The 17,688-nt window shown below is 29.7% G+C and carries 14 protein-coding genes; all 14 read right to left on the reverse strand.

Features of this window, described 5'->3' with window-relative positions; genetic code table 11:
* Positions 1-57: 57 nt before the first annotated feature.
* The 14 genes from I6E17_RS08120 to I6E17_RS08185 all read right to left on the reverse strand — a co-directional run bounded on the left by I6E17_RS08120 (position 58) and on the right by I6E17_RS08185 (position 17,045).
* Positions 58-1,395 carry an alanine/glycine:cation symporter family protein gene (locus tag I6E17_RS08120; RefSeq protein WP_235236666.1) on the reverse strand — a complete coding sequence of 446 codons (1,338 nt, stop codon included), beginning with the start codon at positions 1,393-1,395 and terminating at the stop codon, positions 58-60.
* An 84-nt stretch (positions 1,396-1,479) separates the two neighbouring features.
* Positions 1,480-2,277, reverse strand: a complete 798-nt coding sequence (locus I6E17_RS08125) for a biotin--[acetyl-CoA-carboxylase] ligase (protein WP_235236669.1) — start codon at positions 2,275-2,277, stop codon at positions 1,480-1,482.
* Complete coding sequence (locus tag I6E17_RS08130) at positions 2,235-3,014, reverse strand: nitroreductase family protein (RefSeq protein WP_176828943.1); 780 nt, start codon at positions 3,012-3,014, stop codon at positions 2,235-2,237. The genes I6E17_RS08125 and I6E17_RS08130 overlap by 43 nt, the downstream gene beginning before the upstream one ends.
* A 216-nt stretch (positions 3,015-3,230) precedes the next feature.
* A complete protein-coding gene (locus I6E17_RS08135) occupies positions 3,231-4,514 on the reverse strand; it encodes an ArsB/NhaD family transporter (RefSeq protein ID WP_235236671.1) in 1,284 nt (427 codons plus the stop codon).
* 63 nt (positions 4,515-4,577) lie between these two features.
* Positions 4,578-5,507, reverse strand: coding sequence for a PTS sugar transporter subunit IIA (locus I6E17_RS08140; protein ID WP_176828439.1), 930 nt, complete (start codon positions 5,505-5,507; stop codon positions 4,578-4,580).
* 22 nt (positions 5,508-5,529) lie between these two features.
* On the reverse strand, positions 5,530-6,807 hold the full coding sequence (locus I6E17_RS08145) for a sodium:proton antiporter (protein ID WP_235236673.1): 1,278 nt from the start codon (positions 6,805-6,807) through the stop codon (positions 5,530-5,532).
* Positions 6,808-6,908: 101 nt separating this feature from the next.
* Positions 6,909-9,425 (reverse strand): DegV family EDD domain-containing protein, encoded by a 2,517-nt coding sequence (locus I6E17_RS08150; RefSeq protein ID WP_235236675.1) that lies wholly within the window; start codon positions 9,423-9,425, stop codon positions 6,909-6,911.
* Between the two features lie 41 nt (positions 9,426-9,466).
* Positions 9,467-10,015, reverse strand: a complete 549-nt coding sequence (locus I6E17_RS08155) for a helix-turn-helix domain-containing protein (protein ID WP_176828436.1) — start codon at positions 10,013-10,015, stop codon at positions 9,467-9,469.
* Between the two features lie 4 nt (positions 10,016-10,019).
* The gene (locus tag I6E17_RS08160) at positions 10,020-11,222 is read right to left on the reverse strand and encodes a competence/damage-inducible protein A (RefSeq protein ID WP_235236677.1); all 1,203 of its coding nucleotides are present in this window, start codon (positions 11,220-11,222) and stop codon (positions 10,020-10,022) included.
* Between the two features lie 255 nt (positions 11,223-11,477).
* The gene (locus I6E17_RS08165; protein ID WP_176828434.1) at positions 11,478-11,981 is read right to left on the reverse strand and encodes a phosphatidylglycerophosphatase A; all 504 of its coding nucleotides are present in this window, start codon (positions 11,979-11,981) and stop codon (positions 11,478-11,480) included.
* Positions 11,981-14,146: a peptidase U32 family protein gene (locus I6E17_RS08170; protein WP_235236679.1), complete on the reverse strand. Its 2,166-nt coding sequence runs from the start codon at positions 14,144-14,146 to the stop codon at positions 11,981-11,983. Before I6E17_RS08170 ends, I6E17_RS08165 begins: the two co-directional genes overlap by 1 nt.
* A 2-nt stretch (positions 14,147-14,148) precedes the next feature.
* Positions 14,149-14,736 carry a dephospho-CoA kinase gene (gene coaE / locus I6E17_RS08175; protein WP_235236681.1) on the reverse strand — a complete coding sequence of 196 codons (588 nt, stop codon included), beginning with the start codon at positions 14,734-14,736 and terminating at the stop codon, positions 14,149-14,151.
* Positions 14,737-14,895: 159 nt separating this feature from the next.
* Complete coding sequence (locus tag I6E17_RS08180; protein WP_235236683.1) at positions 14,896-15,837, reverse strand: hypothetical protein; 942 nt, start codon at positions 15,835-15,837, stop codon at positions 14,896-14,898.
* A gap of 299 nt (positions 15,838-16,136) precedes the next feature.
* The gene (locus tag I6E17_RS08185) at positions 16,137-17,045 is read right to left on the reverse strand and encodes a DUF1302 domain-containing protein (protein WP_235236685.1); all 909 of its coding nucleotides are present in this window, start codon (positions 17,043-17,045) and stop codon (positions 16,137-16,139) included.
* Positions 17,046-17,688 lie beyond the last annotated feature (643 nt).

Here is a 17,688-nt window from a genome sequence, read left to right on the forward strand (position 1 = left end):
TCCTTTAATGATTATAAGAAATTCAACAGAATATGTCAAAGGTTTTTTTGTTATTTTTTATTTTTTGTCTTCTTTTAATTTTTTTTCATAGTCTTTAAGTGAATCAAAAGCATATTTTCTTAAAGGAATTATAGCAGATATATTCACTATTGCCATAAGACCTAATCCTAAATCTGCAAGTGCCCATACTAAAAATGCCTGTTTCATTCCTCCATAAAAAAGCATACAACATGCAAAAATTTTAAAAGCTGTCTGAAGCCAATCTTTATCAGCTATAAAAATAAGATTTGGTTTTGCATAATAAGTAATGCCAAGAGCTGTACTGAAGGCAAATAAAAAAAGCACAAAAGCAATAAAAATTACTCCCCAGTTACCTACATGATATCTGAATGCTTCCTGTAAAAGTGTCATTCCTCCAAGACCTGCTGTAATTTTTTCATTTGTTACAAGAACCACAAAAGCTGTTGCTGTACATATTATTAAAGTGTCCACATAAACTCCCAATGCCTGAATAAGCCCTTGTTTTGCAGGATGATCAACCTCTGCAGCTGCAGCTGCACTTGGAGCAGAACCAGTTCCAGCCTCATTTGAAAAAAGCCCTCTCTTAACTCCTTCCATTACAACAGCACCAAAACTTCCTCCTATAGCTTGTCTTATTCCAAATGCTTCTTCAAAAATTCTTTTAAAAACATCAGGGATCAATGTTATATTTTTAACTAATATAAAAGCTACAAGTATAAGATATGCAAATGCCATGAAAGGTACCATCTTTTCAAGAACTCTCACTATTTTATCTTTTCTTCCAAAAATTACTCCAGCAGCAAGAACTGCAAGTATTCCTGACATAATTTTAGCATCTATTCCAAATGCCACATGAAAAGATTCTGTCACAGAATTTGATATAACCTGAAGAACTCCTCCCCAACATATCATTGCAAATACTACAAATATTACACCCAACCATCTTTTATTAAGACCTTTTTGAATATAATATGCTGCTCCTCCTACATAGTCCCCTCTTTTATCTTTTTCTCTAAAAAGAAGTGCAAGGGTAGCCTCAACAAATGCTGTAGCTGCCCCAAAAATTGCAACTATCCACATCCAAAAAACAGAACCTGCTCCCCCTACAGACAAAGCTGCAACAACTCCAACTAAATTTCCTGCTCCCACTCTCGTAGCTGTTGAAACACAAAAAGCCTGAAAAGAACTTATACCACTTTCACTGTCCTTTGTATTTCTTATAAGTAATCCTGCCATATCTTTTAAAAGTCTTATCTGCATAAATTTCATACTTAAGGTAAAGAATATTCCTGTCCCTACAAGCATGACTACTATTATATTTTTACCCCATATAATTCCATTTACAAAATCTACAATACTGCTGAAAAAATTCATTACTTTCCTCCTATACTACTTTCCTACTAAAAAACAAAACTATTTTTATCATACCTGTAATTCAGAATTTTTTCAACACTTTTTTCAGTTGTTTTTTGAAATATGAATTTCTCCAATATTAAAAAACTTTTCCCTATCTCCTGTTTTAACCATAAGCTGACCACTTTTATGAATATTTAATGCTATCCCTTCTTCAATATTTCCATTTTCAAAACTTATCTCTATATTTTTTCCATAAAGATAGTTTTTAGCATTTAATTCATCTAACATTTTTTCCCAGTTCCCATTGAAATAAAAAGCTAAATCTTTTTTAAAATTTTCTACTGCTGCAATAATTATTTCTTCAACATTATATTCTTTTAAAGTGATTTTTCCTATTGAAATTGCTGTGTTTCTAGCTTCTCCTTTTATTTCATTATTAAGATTTATTCCTATACCTATAATGAAATAATCACCTATTTTTTCAACTAAAATTCCACTTATTTTTTTGTCATTTTCATAAATATCATTCGTCCATTTAAATTTAAAATTTAAAAATGGTTCTATTTTTTCAAGAGTTTTCATAAGAGAATAACCTGTTACAAGAGGAAGTTTTGTATATTCTTCAAAAGCTATATTTCTATCTTCTTTCAAAAGAAAACTGAAATATGCTCCTCCTTTTTCTGAGCACCATTTATTTCCTCTTCTTCCTTTTCCTGAAGTTTGTACCTCAGCTATAGCTATATCAAAATCATTTTTTTCTTTAATTTCTTTTAAAAATTTATTTGTAGAATCTATTTCTTTAAATCTGAATATTCTCACTCTCTGCTCCTTAAAAATTATTTCTTTATAAACTCCCATTATTTCTTTATAAACTCCCAACAGTTTTTGATAAATTTCCATTGTCCTTTAAATCCTTTTTCTTCTGCTCCCATTTGAAAATGAAGCATAGCTATCCCTAAATCTATCTTCTCAAAACCTGTTTTATTACCTTTACTCTTTATATAAATATTTTCACCGTTGTATCCAAATATCCATGGCTGACTATTAAGTGCTGAAGGAGCTTTTCTTACACACTCTAAACCATTTTCTATCCACTTTTTATCTTCAGCCTTTACCTTCTTTATACTGTAAAATAACTCTCCTATACTTTTTCTATTTCTTCCAAAAAATCCAATTACTTTTTCAAAGCTTGTTTTCTCTTTCCCTTCAAGATTTCCAAGAGCAATAACACAATAAATTTTATCACTGTATTCTGTCTTTATATCCTTAGCAACAGCTTTTTTATCAAAAGTTCCTCCTACCCAGCATGTTCCAAATCCCATCTGAGTAAGCTTAAGCACAAGATATTCTCCATAATATCCTATTTTTTCTTCAATAGTTTCATCTCTTGAATCTCCAACAAGAGCTGCATAAGAAGAACAGCCTTTTATTATTCCATAAGATGCTTTAAGCCCTTCAAAAGCCTCATCTCCATAATTTATACAACATTGAAACTCAAGATTGCCCTCATCGTTTATTTTCTCAATAACTTTCAGTATTTCAACTTCTTCTTGAACAGTAATGGGTTTTTCTGAAAATCTTCTTCTTGAACATCTCTTTTTTATCTCTTCTGTCAAAACTTCATCTATTCTTATCACAAAAAGCACCTCCTGTGTCTTTCTGTTTCTATTGTAGAATAACATTCATATTTTAACAAGTACTTTATATTTTAAAATTATTTTTATATATTAAAAATATATTAATTTTTATAAATAATTTTTCTTTTTTAAAGTTACAAAAAAAGAGTAAAAATTTATATTTCTACTCTTTTCCATAAATTTCAACTATTTTATTCCGCTTTAAACTTATTTTATTTAGTTCATATATCTAATCCACATATAAATTGTTGAAGCTATAAGTGTCTGCACAGATATTAAAATACCAAATTTTAAAAATTTAACAAAGTCTATTTTGCATCCTGCTTTTCCTGCTGCTCCAACTGCAACAACATTTGTTGCTGATGCTAGCATAGATATATTTCCACCAAGACATGATCCAAAAGATAATGCCCACCAGAAAGCTTGAGTGTTTCCTATTTTTTCAAAAGACGGAATCATTACTTCCACTATTTTAGATACTGTTGCAGCATTGGCAACATTTCCTATTACAGATGTAAACATTGCTGAAAGCCATGTTATTGCAGCAAGAGCCATATTAAAGTTCCCTGCTGTTATGTCAATTAACTTTCCTCCAATTACATCAATTATATGAAGATTTTCTATTCCTCTTATCATCATAAACAATCCAATAAAGAAGAACATAGTATCCCATTCAACATTATTTAAAACTTCTTTAGGCTCTCTCTTTGCAAGAACAACAAGGATTACCGCTCCTGAAAGTGCTATTACAGCAAGACCTTTATTTATGAAGTTATTTAAAATAAATCCTGCAAGTACAAGAATAAATATTACTGCTGCTTCTTTTAAAAGTTTTATATCTTTTAAAGAACGGCTTGAATCAAGTTCCATAATTCTTGCTTTAAGCTCTCTTGAAACATGCATTTTTCTTCCATAAATAATATATACATTAATTATAAGTATTATCATTGAAACAATAGCCATAGGAGAAGTATTCATAAGAAATTCATTAAATCCTAAGTGTCCTTCTGAACCTATGATAAGCTGAGTAGGGTCTCCAATAAGAGTTGCTACTCCTCCTATATTAGCTGACATTACTTCACTTATAATAAAAGGGAAAGGATCCAGTTTTAACTGATTTGCAAGAAGTATTGATACTGGGGCCATCAAAAGAATTGTTGTCACATTATCAAGAAATGCTGAACAAAGAGCAGTTACTACAGAAAGAAGAACTATTAATCTGAAAGGTTCTCCTTTTACAAGCTGTGCCACTTTAATTGCAAACCATTGGAAAACTCCTGTTTCTGAAATTATATGAACTATAATCATCATTCCTACTAAAAGAAATATAATTTCAAGTCTTTCATAAACAGCTTCAAGAGCATTTTCCTCATTTATTATACCAATAAGTGCCATTACAAGTCCTCCAAGCATTGTTGCCCATGCATTTGGCACTTTTTCTGTTATCATTAAATAAAATACTGCTAAAAATATTAAAACACCTATTATAAGGTAAAGCATTTTTCCTCCTTAAGACATCGTAAAATTTTTCCCTTAACACCTTACCATATTTCGTTTTGTCAATTAAATGTGAAGAACTTTTTTAATTATGTCAGATCTTTTTATTACCCCAAGATATTCCCCGTTTTCTACTACATAAAGTCTTGTTACTCCCTTATTTACCATAATAAAACATATTTCCATAATAGGAGCTTTTTTATCAAGAATAATTATATCGTTCTTAGGTCTGTATATTTTTTCTATTGTTGTTGTTTTTTCATTTACAAGATATTCTTCAAAAGGTTCTCCTACAGTTAGGAAGTTTAAATCTTTCATAAGAGAAAGATATTTAGGCATACCAAATTCTATTAATTCCTTTTCTGTTATCTCTCCTAAAAATTTTCCATTTTTATCAACTACAGGAAGTCCACTTGCATGTTCAATAATAAGTCTCTTTGCTACTTCTTCAAGAGTTGATTCAGGATATACTGGAGCTATATTAGGGCTAAGTACATCTTCAGCTGTAATTTTATGCCCTATTTCAATATCAGCTTCCTGTACTGCTTTAAGAATTTCTTCAGGATTTTTAAGAGTTTTTATCTTATCAGCTATATGAGGATACTTAACTATAAGTTTAGAAACAGCACTCATTATTTTTAAGATATTTTTATTTTTTAAAATATCTGAAATAATTAAAAATACTAATTCAACTGTATCCTTTGATGCTGAACCTCCTATTTTTGCTTTAAAAGGAGTTTCTACTACACCAACTGCAACAATAAAATCATTAAAATTTTCTATTCTTGCATGTGGAATAGCCACCCCATTTCCAATAGCTGTTGATATTTCTTCCTCTCTTTTTATAACACTGGCTGTAATTTCATCTTTTCTGAGATTTACATTTTTCTCTTTAGATGCCATCTTTGCCACCATTTCTTTAATTATTTCTTCCATTGATGTTCCTTTTACATCTGTAAAAATTAATTTGGAATCTAAATAATTAGAAAACTTCATCTTTCCTCCTTTACAGATACTTCTAGTATCTTACATAAATATATATTAAACTTAAAATAGTTGACTGAAGTACTACAATTGATCCCCATTTAAAAAATTCTTTGAAACTTATTTCTATTCCAACTTTTTTAGCAACTGAAGATCCTACTATATTGGCTGCTGCTCCTACAATTGTCATATTTCCTCCAAGACATGCTCCAAGGGACAAGGCCCACCAAAGCACCTCTGTATTTCCTTGATATCCTGGAATAATTTCCGCAATAATTTTTCCAAAAGAAAGTGTATGAGGTATTGATCCTACTATAGGAGATAAAACTGTGGAAATTATAAGAATAAGACTTGAAGTCATCTCAAGATTTCCTTTTGTTATATTAAGTATATGTTCACCAAGAGCTTTTATAATTCCAAGATTTTCAACTCCCTCTACAAGAACAAAAAGTCCTCCGAAGAAAAATAAAGTTTCCCACTCTATTTTTGCAAAAATCTCTTCAGGATTTTTCTTACTTATAAATATAAGAATAACAGAACCAAGTATCGCTATTACTGCAAGCCCTATATTTGTTATACTGTTAGTTAAAAATCCAATTATTACTATAAAAAATAGAACCATAGATTGTGTTAAAAGTTTTTTATCTTTTATTGTTCTTTTAAGATCAAGTTCCATAATACTTAATTTTAGTTCTCTTGAAACAACCATTCTTTTTTTGAAATAAAGAGCTGCACTCCCAAGAAGAACCACTGTATTTATTAAAATAATAGGAGTAAGGTTTATAATGAAGTCATTAAATCCTATTCCCCCAAGACTTGCTATAATAAGGTTTGGAGGGTCTCCAATCATTGTGGCTGTTCCTCCTATATTTGACATAAAAATTTGAAGCAACACAAAAGGCTCTGGATCTACTTCAAGCCTTTTTGCAAGAAATATTGTAACAGGAACAACTAGAAGAATTGTTGTTACATTATCAAGGACTGCCGAAAAGAAAGCTGTTACTATTGAAAGGAAAACCAATATTTTTACAGGATCTCCTTTTACAGCCTGAGCTATTTTTATAGCTACCCACTGAAACACACCTGTTTCAGACATAATTTCAACAATCATCATCATACCTACAAGAAGAAAAATAACCTCCAAGTTGTATCCTACTGTTTCCAGTGCTTGTTCCTCATCAATAATTCCAGAGACTACCATAAGTCCACCACCTATTATTGCTACAACAGATTTAGGATATTTCTCTGATATTATAAAATAAAATGTTACTATAAAAATAGTAATTCCCAAAATCAGTTTAAATATTTCCATCATTCCCCCCCATAAAAATATTTTACATAACTGTTTACACCAGTTACTTCAAATAATTAGAGGACTCTTTTCAAACAAAAAGAGTCCTCCCCCAAACCTTTTTATCTTATCTTATCCATTACTCCCATACCATAAACAGGACCTGTATGAGAACCTAATGTTGCTCCTATTTCTACTCTTCCTCTGTAATCCACTCTCTTTATTTTTTCTGCTGCATTTCTCAAAGCATCTGCATTTGCTAATTCACTTTGAGTTCCACCCCATGCAGTATATAAAATAATTGAGTTTTTACTATTCTTAAGAAGTTTTTCCATATGAAGCATAGCTCCTCTTTCTCCTATAGCTTTTGCCTCAACAGATACTTCTCCGTTTTCAACTTTAAGAACAGGTTTAAGTTTTAGAATACCTCCCACAACAGCTGACGCTCTTCCGATTCTTCCACCTTTTTGAAGAAATTCTAAGTCTTTAACAACAAAGTATACTTTCATGCTTTCTTTAGTTTCTTCTATCCAGTCTATAATCTCTTTAAAGCTTTTTCTCTCTTTTGCAAGTTTTGCTGCTTCTGTTACAATATGACCAAGAGCAAAAGTTGTTGTTTTAGAATCTATTATTGCAATATCTCCCTCTCTTGATGTCATACCTTTTCCAACTCTTGCAGCCTGCTGTGTTCCACTTAATTTTCCTGAAATGTGAATAGATATAATTTTCTTATATCCTTTTGCAAAAAGTTTTTCATACATAGCTTTAAACTCTGCAGGTGAAGGCTGTGATGTTTTTGGAAGCTGTCCTTCTGTAAGAAGTTTTCTCCAGAATTCTCTCTTACTTATATCAACTCCCTCTCTGTAGTAGTTATTTCCATCAAGCTTAATCTTAAGAGGTACTATTTCAACATCAAGATCTTTAATAAGTTCTGGTGTAAGATCTGATGTAGAATCTGTAACAATTGCTATTTCAGCAAGTTTAGGATCTCTGTTTTCTATATAAATATAATAGTGATAATTATTTTGGTTTCCTTCTATATCGCTGTAAGATCTTTCTTCTCCTATTTCTCTAAGAAGAGCCAGACTTTCTTTATCTGCATCTTTACCTACTGAAACAAATACATTTAAAGTATATTCTGTAATATAATTTTCTTTTATTATTTCAACAAGTTCAGAAAGAGAAGAAGCTTTTTCTTTAATTTTACCATTTATCATGGCAATAAAATCTCCTTCATTTATCTCAAGATTGTTTACTTTTGTATTTCTTACAGCTTTTGTTATTTCAACAGATGAATTTCTGTTAAGATTTTTAGCTAGTTTTTCCATGTTAAGTTCTTTGTTCTTTACAATATAAAGTCCTCCAAGCATACTTGTAGTTTCAAGAACTGTAACATCTTTATCTGATCTTTCAGCTGCTATTTTAGCAGATGAAATTATATTCTTGTTATTTGGAAGAATAACAACTGACTGAGCTTCTATTTTTTTAAGTCCCTCTTCTATATCTGCAACACTTGGATTTTGTGTCTGCCCTCCAAGAAGCGCTGCTGAAGCTCCTGAATTAAGGAAAAGTTCTCCTATTTCTTTATTGTCAGCTATTGCAAAATATGCAACAGGTCTGCTGTTTTCATTTCTTACAAGAATTTTATTTTTACTTTCTTCAACTTTGTAAGCATCATCAGCAAACATCATATTTTTATGCTGTTGAAGTTCCATGTTGTCTATTTTTATATTTGATAAATTTCCAAGTTTCCCTGCAATTTCAAGAACAAGCCCTGGATTGTTTGTATGGATATGTGTCTTTGTCTTTTTAGAAGTCTGAGCACATACCATTGAATCTCCAAGAACTCCTATTTCTGCTTTATAAGAATCAAGATCAAATTTTCCATTTTCAATAATAAATTCTGTACAATACTTAAATTTAATCTCTTCCATTATAACAGCATTTGCATCAAGTCTTTCCTGTCTTTTTGCCTGAGACTGAACTATTCTTTCAAGATCTTCAAGCATTTGAGGATCACTTATAGATTTTTCAAATCCTTCAAGAATATAGAATATACCCTTTCCTCCAGCATCTACAACGCCAGCTTCTTTTAATTTTGAAAGAAGTTTAGGTGTTTCTTCTACAGCTTCTGCTGCTACATTTTTAAGATAAATAAGAAATGGGACGAAATCATTTTTATCCCCTTCATATGCTTTTGCTCCTTCGGCAACTCTTCTTATTACTGTAAGCATTGTTCCTTCAACAGGATTACTTACAGCTTTATAAGCTTTTGCTCTTGCAAGTTCAAAAGCAGCTATTGTGTCTTCCACTGTAGCTTCTTCTTTATCTCTTATTCCGTCTAAAAATCCTTGTATTATCTGAGATAAAATTGTTCCTGAGTTTCCTCTTGCCCCTAAAAGAATAGCTTCTGATACTGTATCACAAAGTTCTTCCATATCAGGCTCATAACTTAATTTTATCAGTTGGTTTTCTACTGACTGCAATGTCATTGACATATTTGTTCCTGTATCTCCGTCTGGTACAGGATAAACATTAAGGTCATTTAATATGTCTGCATGTCTTGAAAGCCATCTGCTCGCAGCAATCAGAAGTTTTGTCATTCTCATTGCATTAAGCACATTTACCTTTATATCCATTCTCTCCTCCGCTTTTTTTCGTCTTTTTTATTCAGTCATAATTAGAATGTAGGCGGTGTTACCACCCATATAGCTTTTGTTAATTTTTTACCATTATTTTTAAATCTATGATTTAATGATGATTTAAAATAAAAACTATCCCCTTCATTAAGAGTTGTAAGCTGATCTTCAATATATATATCCAAAGTTCCCTCTATTATATATATAAATTCTTCACCATTATGGTTAAAAAATCCTCTTCCACTCTCTCCTCCAGGTTTTATTTCATACATAATAGGTTCCATATTCTTCTCAATTTTTGAAGAAGTTAAAAGAGCTATTGATGTTTTTGAATCAATACTTTCTACATACTTTCTATCCTCTTTTTTAATATGGAAAGAACCCAGAGATTCATCTTCCTCTTCAATAAGATAACTTACTTTTACTTCAAGATAATTAGCTATTTTTTTTAGATTTTCTATTGAAGGAGATGCCTTTCCCTGCTCTATCTGAGATAGAAAACTTGCTGATAAATCTACCTTAGCAGCCAGTTCCCTCAAAGAAAAATCTTTCTCATTTCTCTTCTTTTTAATTCTTTCTCCTATCGTCATCTGTTTACTTCCTTTTTAACATTTTATTTAAGCAGAATAAACTATGTAGAACTGCTCTTTCTCTAATTTTCCTTCTGGAACCTTTAAAGATTTTTTTCTCAATCTGAATTTCTTTTCCGTTTCTTATTCCCATATATACAAGACCTACTGGTTTTTCTTCTGTTCCTCCCAAAGGTCCTGCTATTCCTGTAACAGATATTCCTGTATCAGTTGTAAGACCTAAAACCATTTCTCTTGCAGTTTCTTCACTCACTGCCCCATAATTTTCAAGAGTTTCTTTTTTTACTCCCAGCCTTTTTATTTTAGCATCATTTGAATATGTTACTATTCCTTCCATAAATACTTCAGATGCCCCTGAAACATTTACAAAACTATCTGCAAGAAGTCCACCTGTACATGACTCAGCTACGGAAAGTGTCTTTTTTTCTTCTTTTAATCTTTTTATTATAAGTGTTTCAAGTCTATCGGAATCTTCTCCGAAAATATTGTCGCCTACTCTATTATATATCTTTTCAACGATTTTTTCCACTATGTTTTTATTACTCAATTTACTTTGCAATCTTACTATTATTCCAAAATCTTTTACAAGAAATTCATATTCTATTCCTTTTTCGGTAAAAATATCGCTTATCAGGCTATCTAGATGGGATTCTGCAATTCCATAAGTTATTAAATCTTTTATAAAAATTTCATCTGATTTTAATTTTTTTTCTTCTGAATACCATTTTAAAAATTTTGGAAACATATCATAAAGTTCTATTGGCACACCTGGGAAGCACACTATTCCATCAATATAAACAGCTGGTGCCATTCCTGCTCCATTCTTAAATGTAACTGCTCCCTCTGGTTTTTCAACTTCTTTTATATTATTTGATATAAACTTTAAATTTCTTTCTCTGAACTTTTCTTTAAGTTCTAAAAGTTCTTCTTCATCAACAACTATTTTTTTATTTAAATATTTTGCAACAGCATCTTTTGTTATGTCATCTATTGTAGGCCCAAGACCTCCTGAAGTTATAATAAGATCACAATTTTTTCTTCCAAATTCAATAGCTTTTATTATATCTTCAATATCATCTTTTACGGTCATTTTTGAGTAAATTTCTATTCCATATTTATTAAGTTCCTCTGCCATGTAAAGACTATTTGTATCAATCATGCCCCCATTTAAAAGTTCTGTTCCAATCAAAATAAGCATTGCTTTCATTTTAATTTCTCCTCAAAATGTCTATTTTATCCCTGCATTAAAAACATTTTATCCTTATTTTCATATATTTTTCCTGCATTGAAAAATAATTTGTAATTAATGCAGTGAACAAAGCTTAAAAATTCATATGTCTGAGGGTAAAACCCGAGTTTATGAATTTTAGCTTTGAGAACAAAATTAATAAAATTATTTTTCGTAGCAGGACAGGTTTCTTTTGGTTACTTTTCTTTGCTTGTACAAAGAAAAGTAACTAATTTACCTATAAAATAAAAATGTCCATATACATGCAAGAAGAAAATTTCCTATTATTCCTGCAAGAAAATCATCTATTACAACTCCAACACCATGTCCCATAAATTGAGATTTATATATTGGTCCTGGTTTTGTAATATCAAAAAATCTAAAAATTACAAAAGCAAGTCCTACTGCTGTAAGTGTCTGAAACCATCCTACAGGATTTATTAAAAACAGTGTTGTAAGATATCCTAAAACTTCATCTATTACAACATTTTGAGGATCTTTCTTATGATAAATTTCTCTTTCACATATATCTGAAACATAAACAGCTACAACAAAGAATGTCATAAGGAACATAAAATAAAATGAATTGTAAAGCATATAATTAGGGAATAGTTTTCTCAAAAGAAGCAAAGCTATATAAATCGGAATTCCCCCAAGTGTTCCAAAAGTTCCAGGTGCTTTAGGCATATCTCCCAGCCCAAAACATGTTGCTAGATTTTTTACTAAAGATTTTTTCATTAAAATACACCTCTTTCATAATTATAAGGACTGTATGCATTTTCTTTTTTATCAATATTCTTAATAAGGAATCTTATTTCTTCTTCTGTTTCATCAAGAAGTTCTATTACAACTTCATCTATTCCTATTTTTCCAAGTCTTTTAACCTGACTTAGAATATTAAGTGGTTTTTCAAAATAAATTTCATCATTTCCTAATTCATTTTTACGGATTACAAACTTATCTCCCTGTTCATTTGTAATAATCTCACCATTTTTAAAAACAGGAAGCTCTAGATACATCCCTTTTAACTTACTATATCCTAAAAGTGCTTTCCTTACAGGAACTTTCCCTATATTTTCTATCTGCTCAAAGCTAAGTTCTGGAGTTATTATAACTGTTTTAACATTAGGAATTTTTGAATATTCATTAAGTGAATAAATATTTCCAACATTAAGATTCCATCCTACAGTAACATCTCTATTTTTATTTTTTAAAACCTGATAAAGATTAACTGCAAGTTCACTGTTTAAATCCATCTTTTCTAAATTATTTTCTCTTGCAATATCAAATCCTCTTTTATAAATTTTCTTTATTCCAAGTTCTCTTACAATTTTTTCTTGTATATCATTTGTTACCATAACAGATACTTCGCAATGTTTAAGCTCATCTTTTTCAATCGGTATTCTGAAGATTTCTGTCGTTTTTAAATTTCTTCTATGACTTTCCACAAGCTTTATTCTAAGTTCTTCAAGAGCATCTCTTCTAAGCTGCTTTAAAAGAGAAAGAGGAATAAAAATATTATTGTCTATATACACATTACATTCTTTTACTTTGAATACTGTATCTCCTGTTTCTGAAAGTTTTTCAATTATATTTTCTTTTTCTGCACCTCTTTTAGCTGCTTTTTCTATTAAGCTTTCTCCTTTTATTGTAACAACTATTTTTTTTCCTTGATTATTTACTGCAGAAACTTTTAATAGAGGATATTCTCCCTCTCTTCCTATGAATTCCATAGAAATCTCTTTTTTCTTACTGCTGTTCTTTAGTTTTGATTCTATATCATCATTTACTTCTTTGTCATAATTTTTAAAAACATACTTTGCACCTTTAGGAGCATTTATTAAAATTATTCTGTCTCCTTTTTCAGCAGTTTTAAATTTTTCTTTTCTATTTTTCTTTTCTATTCTGTTAATATAATCTCCACCAAGAGTTTCATAATCTTTTGAAAGATAAATTATACCATCTCCAAGCATAATATTTTCTTCAAGAGTAAGCTCTTTTCCTGAAATTATTCCTATAGGTTTCCCCATATTTGCTGGATAATTTCTATTCATTACAGAGTCTCTTTTTTCATAAAAATATCCTTTTGAATAGCCTCTATTAAATATTGAAGAAACTCTTTCTTCTGCTTTTATGCCATTTATCAGATTTTTAAAATAATTAACAGCTTCAAAAACATAAGTTTTTTCTTTCATTCTTCCTTCAATTTTAATACTGTTAATCCCTATCTCTTTAAGCTTTTTTATCTCTTCATATCCCATAAGCTGATCTTTAGGACTTAAAAGATATCCTGCATCTCCTTCTGAAGATGTATATATCTTTCTGCATGGCTGAGCACACATACCTCTGTTTCCACTTCTTCCCCCTATAAAACTGCTCATATAACAGTTTCCTGAGTAACATATACATAAAGCTCCTGAAACAAATATTTCAAGTTCTATTTCTGTGTTTTCTCTTATTTTTTTTATTTCTTCAAAACTCATTTCACGGGGAAGAACAACTCTTTTAAATCCTAACTTTCTTAAATATTCAGCTTCTACATGATTAGCAACTGTCATTTGAGTGCTTCCATGATAGTCTATATCTGGAAAGTTTTCTTTTAAAAATCTAAAATATCCTAAATCCTGTACTATTACAGCATCAAGTCCATGTTCATAAAGTGCTTTAAAATTTTGATATAAAAATTCTATCTCTACATTTTTCATTAAAGTATTAAGAGTAAGAAATATTCTTACACCTCTTTCATGGGCATAATCAAGTGCTTGTTTAAATTCTTCAAGAATAAAATTTTCAGCATTTCTTCTTGCTCCAAATCCTTTAAGCCCCATATATATTTCATCAGCACCTGCATTTACTGCAGAATAAAATCTCTCCATATTTCCAGCGGGAGCAACTATTCTCATAATTATTTTTCTCCTTTTAATTCTCTATAAATAGTTTCTGATTTTTCTCTTAAATCCTCAAGTGTCCCGTTATTCTCAAGGTGAATTTGAGATTTATTTAATTTTTCTTCAAGACTCATCTGAGAATTTATAATTTTTTCAGCCAATTCCTCTGTAATTCCATCTCTTTCTAACATTCTTTTTATCTGGATTTTTTTATCTGTAAAAACAAGAATTATTTTATCACACATTTTATCCATTCCAGACTCAAATAATAGAGGAACATCAAATATTATTATATCATTTTTACTTTTATTTTCCTTTATTTTTTTAAACTCCTCCATTACTTTAGGATGAATTAAATCATTTAATTTTTTTAATTTTTCTTTATTATTGAAAACTATCTCTTTTATTTTTAATCTATCTATTTTTCCTTCACTATTTATTACTTCTTTTCCAAAAATATTTCCTATCTCTTTTACAACATCTTCTCTTTCAGAAATTTCTTTGGCTTTTATATCTGCATCTATAATTTCTGCTCCCAATTCTCTGAAAATCTTACTCACAGTTGATTTTCCAGAAGCAATTCCTCCTGTAAGACCTATTATCATCTTCATACCTTCCTGTTATTTTATTTTTATTTATTTTAAGACTTTTTCCAAAGTTTTTCAATATTTTAATTTTCATTAAAAGAGAAAGGACGGCATTTCTGCCGTCCTCATTTATTAAGATTTAAAAGTTAGCTTTCTATTTATTTAAGATTTTTTAAACTAGAATGTATATTTCCATCCTACTATAATATCTTGGAATCCTTCTTGTGAGTGATTATTTTTATCAGCTAGCCATGCTTTTTCTGTTGTATTTTCATATGACCAGTCTCTGAATTCATATCCATATTTTCCATAAACATTTAAGTTTTCAGTAACTTGATAAGAAGCTCCTAAGTATATTCTATTTCTTCCAAAATCATCAAACACTCTGTATCCTTTTTTTGTTCCATTTGCATTATCTTTATAATCAGCATCTGTATGTAAAGAAACTCTTGCTTCTGTTGTTATAGATAATTTTTCTCCTTTGTAAAGAGTTGCATAAGCTCTTATTTGATGTTCTAAATAAGATTCTTGTTCTCCTGCACTGATATCACCTATATATTTTATTCCATCCATGAAATATCCAACTTTAAAAGGTCCATATTGAAGTCCAATAGGGAACCATTCCATTTCAAAATTGTCTGTTTGTCCTCCTGCTACTTGGTTTGTAGCTTGATACCAGAAATCCCCTGCTGACCATAAAATTCCATTGCTATAATCATATCTTAGAACATATCTGTCATAATCTTTTTGTCCTCTGTATCTTACTCCTAGTTTTAAATTATCTGTTGTTTTTTTCCAAGCATCTAAAACTAATCTATGGTTATCTGAATGTATTCCATTATCAAAATCTACATTCCATTGTTTAGCTGCTGTTAAACCAAATGTCCAATCCTCATATTTTAATCCAACTGTATTAAATAACCATGTATCATCAAAATCATCTGTTCCATTTGGATTTTCTATTTCAATTTCTTGTCCTACATGTGTCACTGTTAATTTTGGTTGTTCCTTAATTTCTTCAACAACTACAACTTCTTCTACTGTTGGAATTACTTCTTTTGCATAAGCAACTGAAGATACAAGTGATAATGCTCCTAATAAAAGTAATGCTTTTCTCATAAATTACTTCCTCCTTAAAATAATTTCTCTTTCTTCAAAAAAAATCAATTCTTTCTTAATGTTCGCGAGAACATATTTCCCTCATTCATTATGATACACGATTTTTATTTTTTTGTAAATAGTTTTTTCAGTTTTTTGTATTTTTTTTAATTTTTTAATTCTCATACAGAACATTTTATATATAATAAAAATAATATATTTTTTAATAATCTTGGAGTTTTAAATGTTTAAAAAGCAAAAAAAGAGAGACTTAAAAGTCTCTCTTAAAAATTTTATTATTTTTAATTTACTAGATTAAACTAGAATGAATAAGTCCATCCAACACAGAATTCTCCATAATAATCGTCATGTTTTGCTTCTTTTTTGTCATGAGCTTCATATTTATTCCATTCATATTGATAATATCCATTGATAGATAAATTATCAGTTAATGCATAGTTTGCACCAAGAATAGCTATATGTCTGTTATTTTCATCCCAACCTTGTTTTTTCACATATTCTTGATCATGAGCAAATTGATATCTATATTGTCCATCTAAAGATAATTTTTCTCCATTATAAATTGGGAAGAATACTCTTACTTGATGTAAAGCTTCTTCTTTCATATCCCAACCATCTTTTCCTTTTGGTTTATCAGAAGTTCCATTATATTTAGAATATTCAAAATAATATCCAACTTTAACTGGTCCATAAGAAACAGCTACTGGCATACCTTCAGCATAGAAATAATCATTAGCATCATTATTCATAAATTTATAACCAGCCATTAAATTTCCAGAGAACATTCCATAGTTATATTTAACTCTTGCTAAATATCTATCAGAATCAGATTCTCCTCTCCAAATTGCTCCAACTGAGAAGTTTTCATAGTTTTTCCAGAAATCTAATTCCATTCTGTGTCCGTTTGAATGAATTCCATCATCTGTATCCATTGACCAAGCTTTTCTAGCCATTAATCCAAATGTCCAGTCTTCATATGCTAATCCAACAACATTGGCAAAATGAACTTTTTCTCCAATGTCTGCTCCACCAGAAGTGTTGTCAACTTCTATGTATTGTCCTATGTTTGTAACTGTTAATGCAGGTGCTGCAACTGGTGCTGCTTCTTCAACAACTACAACTTCTTCTACTGCAGGTACAACTTCTTTTGCATAAGCAACTGAAGATACAAGTGATAATGCTCCTAATAAAAGTGCTAACTTTTTCATAATAAAATCTCCTCCTTGAATAAATTTCTCATTTAGATAATTATGCTTTCTCAAGGCATAATATTTTTCTTATTCTCTTGTGCTTTCTCAAGGCACAATCATATTATCTTTATAACTCATTTTTTGTATTTTGTAAATACTTTTTAAAAAATTATTTTTTTTGATCTATTTCCATATATTTTTTTATCTTTTTTTCTATTTCCGTACTCAAAAAAATTCCCAAATTTGAAATTATATCCATTTTCTGTAAAGCAGAAAATCAATTTTAAAGCCTGTTTAAGATTAATTGTATTTTTAAAAGTAAATTTTATACTTTATTTTTAATATTTTTTAGTCCTGTTTTAATATTTTTATTACTGAATTAAAACTATTTTTTTGAAATTTTATATAAAAATTTTGTTCAAATTATCTTCTTTTTTCTAAAATTCTTTATTTTTTTATAAATAAAAAAAGGTTGTTGCATTTCTTAATCTATAAAAACAAAATTTTATATTATGAAAATATTTTCCATATCTTAAAATTTTATTTTTATAAATTTGCAACAATCCCTTATTTTTGTGCATAAAAAAAGATTGGCAAGTTCCTATCCTCCCAAAGGGCTGCCCCCTAAGTACTTTCAGCGTTTACAGGCTTAACTTCTAGG

The organism is Fusobacterium perfoetens (assembly GCF_021531595.1).
Lineage (GTDB): Bacteria > Fusobacteriota > Fusobacteriia > Fusobacteriales > Fusobacteriaceae > Fusobacterium_B.

Coding starts and splice junctions, on each gene's coding strand:
- I6E17_RS08160 (WP_235236677.1), bottom strand. CDS start 11,222: ATGAAAGCAATGCTTATTTTGATTGGAACAGAACTTTTAAATGGGGGC.
- I6E17_RS08140 (WP_176828439.1), bottom strand. CDS start 5,507: ATGAAGTTTTCTAATTATTTAGATTCCAAATTAATTTTTACAGATGTA.
- I6E17_RS08150 (WP_235236675.1), bottom strand. CDS start 9,425: ATGGATATAAAGGTAAATGTGCTTAATGCAATGAGAATGACAAAACTT.
- I6E17_RS08145 (WP_235236673.1), bottom strand. CDS start 6,807: ATGGAAATATTTAAACTGATTTTGGGAATTACTATTTTTATAGTAACA.
- I6E17_RS08165 (WP_176828434.1), bottom strand. CDS start 11,981: ATGAAAAAATCTTTAGTAAAAAATCTAGCAACATGTTTTGGGCTGGGA.
- coaE (WP_235236681.1), bottom strand. CDS start 14,736: ATGATAATAGGTCTTACAGGAGGAATTGCTTCTGGAAAATCAACTGTG.
- I6E17_RS08185 (WP_235236685.1), bottom strand. CDS start 17,045: ATGAAAAAGTTAGCACTTTTATTAGGAGCATTATCACTTGTATCTTCA.
- I6E17_RS08135 (WP_235236671.1), bottom strand. CDS start 4,514: ATGCTTTACCTTATAATAGGTGTTTTAATATTTTTAGCAGTATTTTAT.
- I6E17_RS08180 (WP_235236683.1), bottom strand. CDS start 15,837: ATGAGAAAAGCATTACTTTTATTAGGAGCATTATCACTTGTATCTTCA.
- I6E17_RS08155 (WP_176828436.1), bottom strand. CDS start 10,015: ATGACGATAGGAGAAAGAATTAAAAAGAAGAGAAATGAGAAAGATTTT.
- I6E17_RS08120 (WP_235236666.1), bottom strand. CDS start 1,395: ATGAATTTTTTCAGCAGTATTGTAGATTTTGTAAATGGAATTATATGG.
- I6E17_RS08125 (WP_235236669.1), bottom strand. CDS start 2,277: ATGGAAATTTATCAAAAACTGTTGGGAGTTTATAAAGAAATAATGGGA.
- I6E17_RS08170 (WP_235236679.1), bottom strand. CDS start 14,146: ATGAGAATAGTTGCTCCCGCTGGAAATATGGAGAGATTTTATTCTGCA.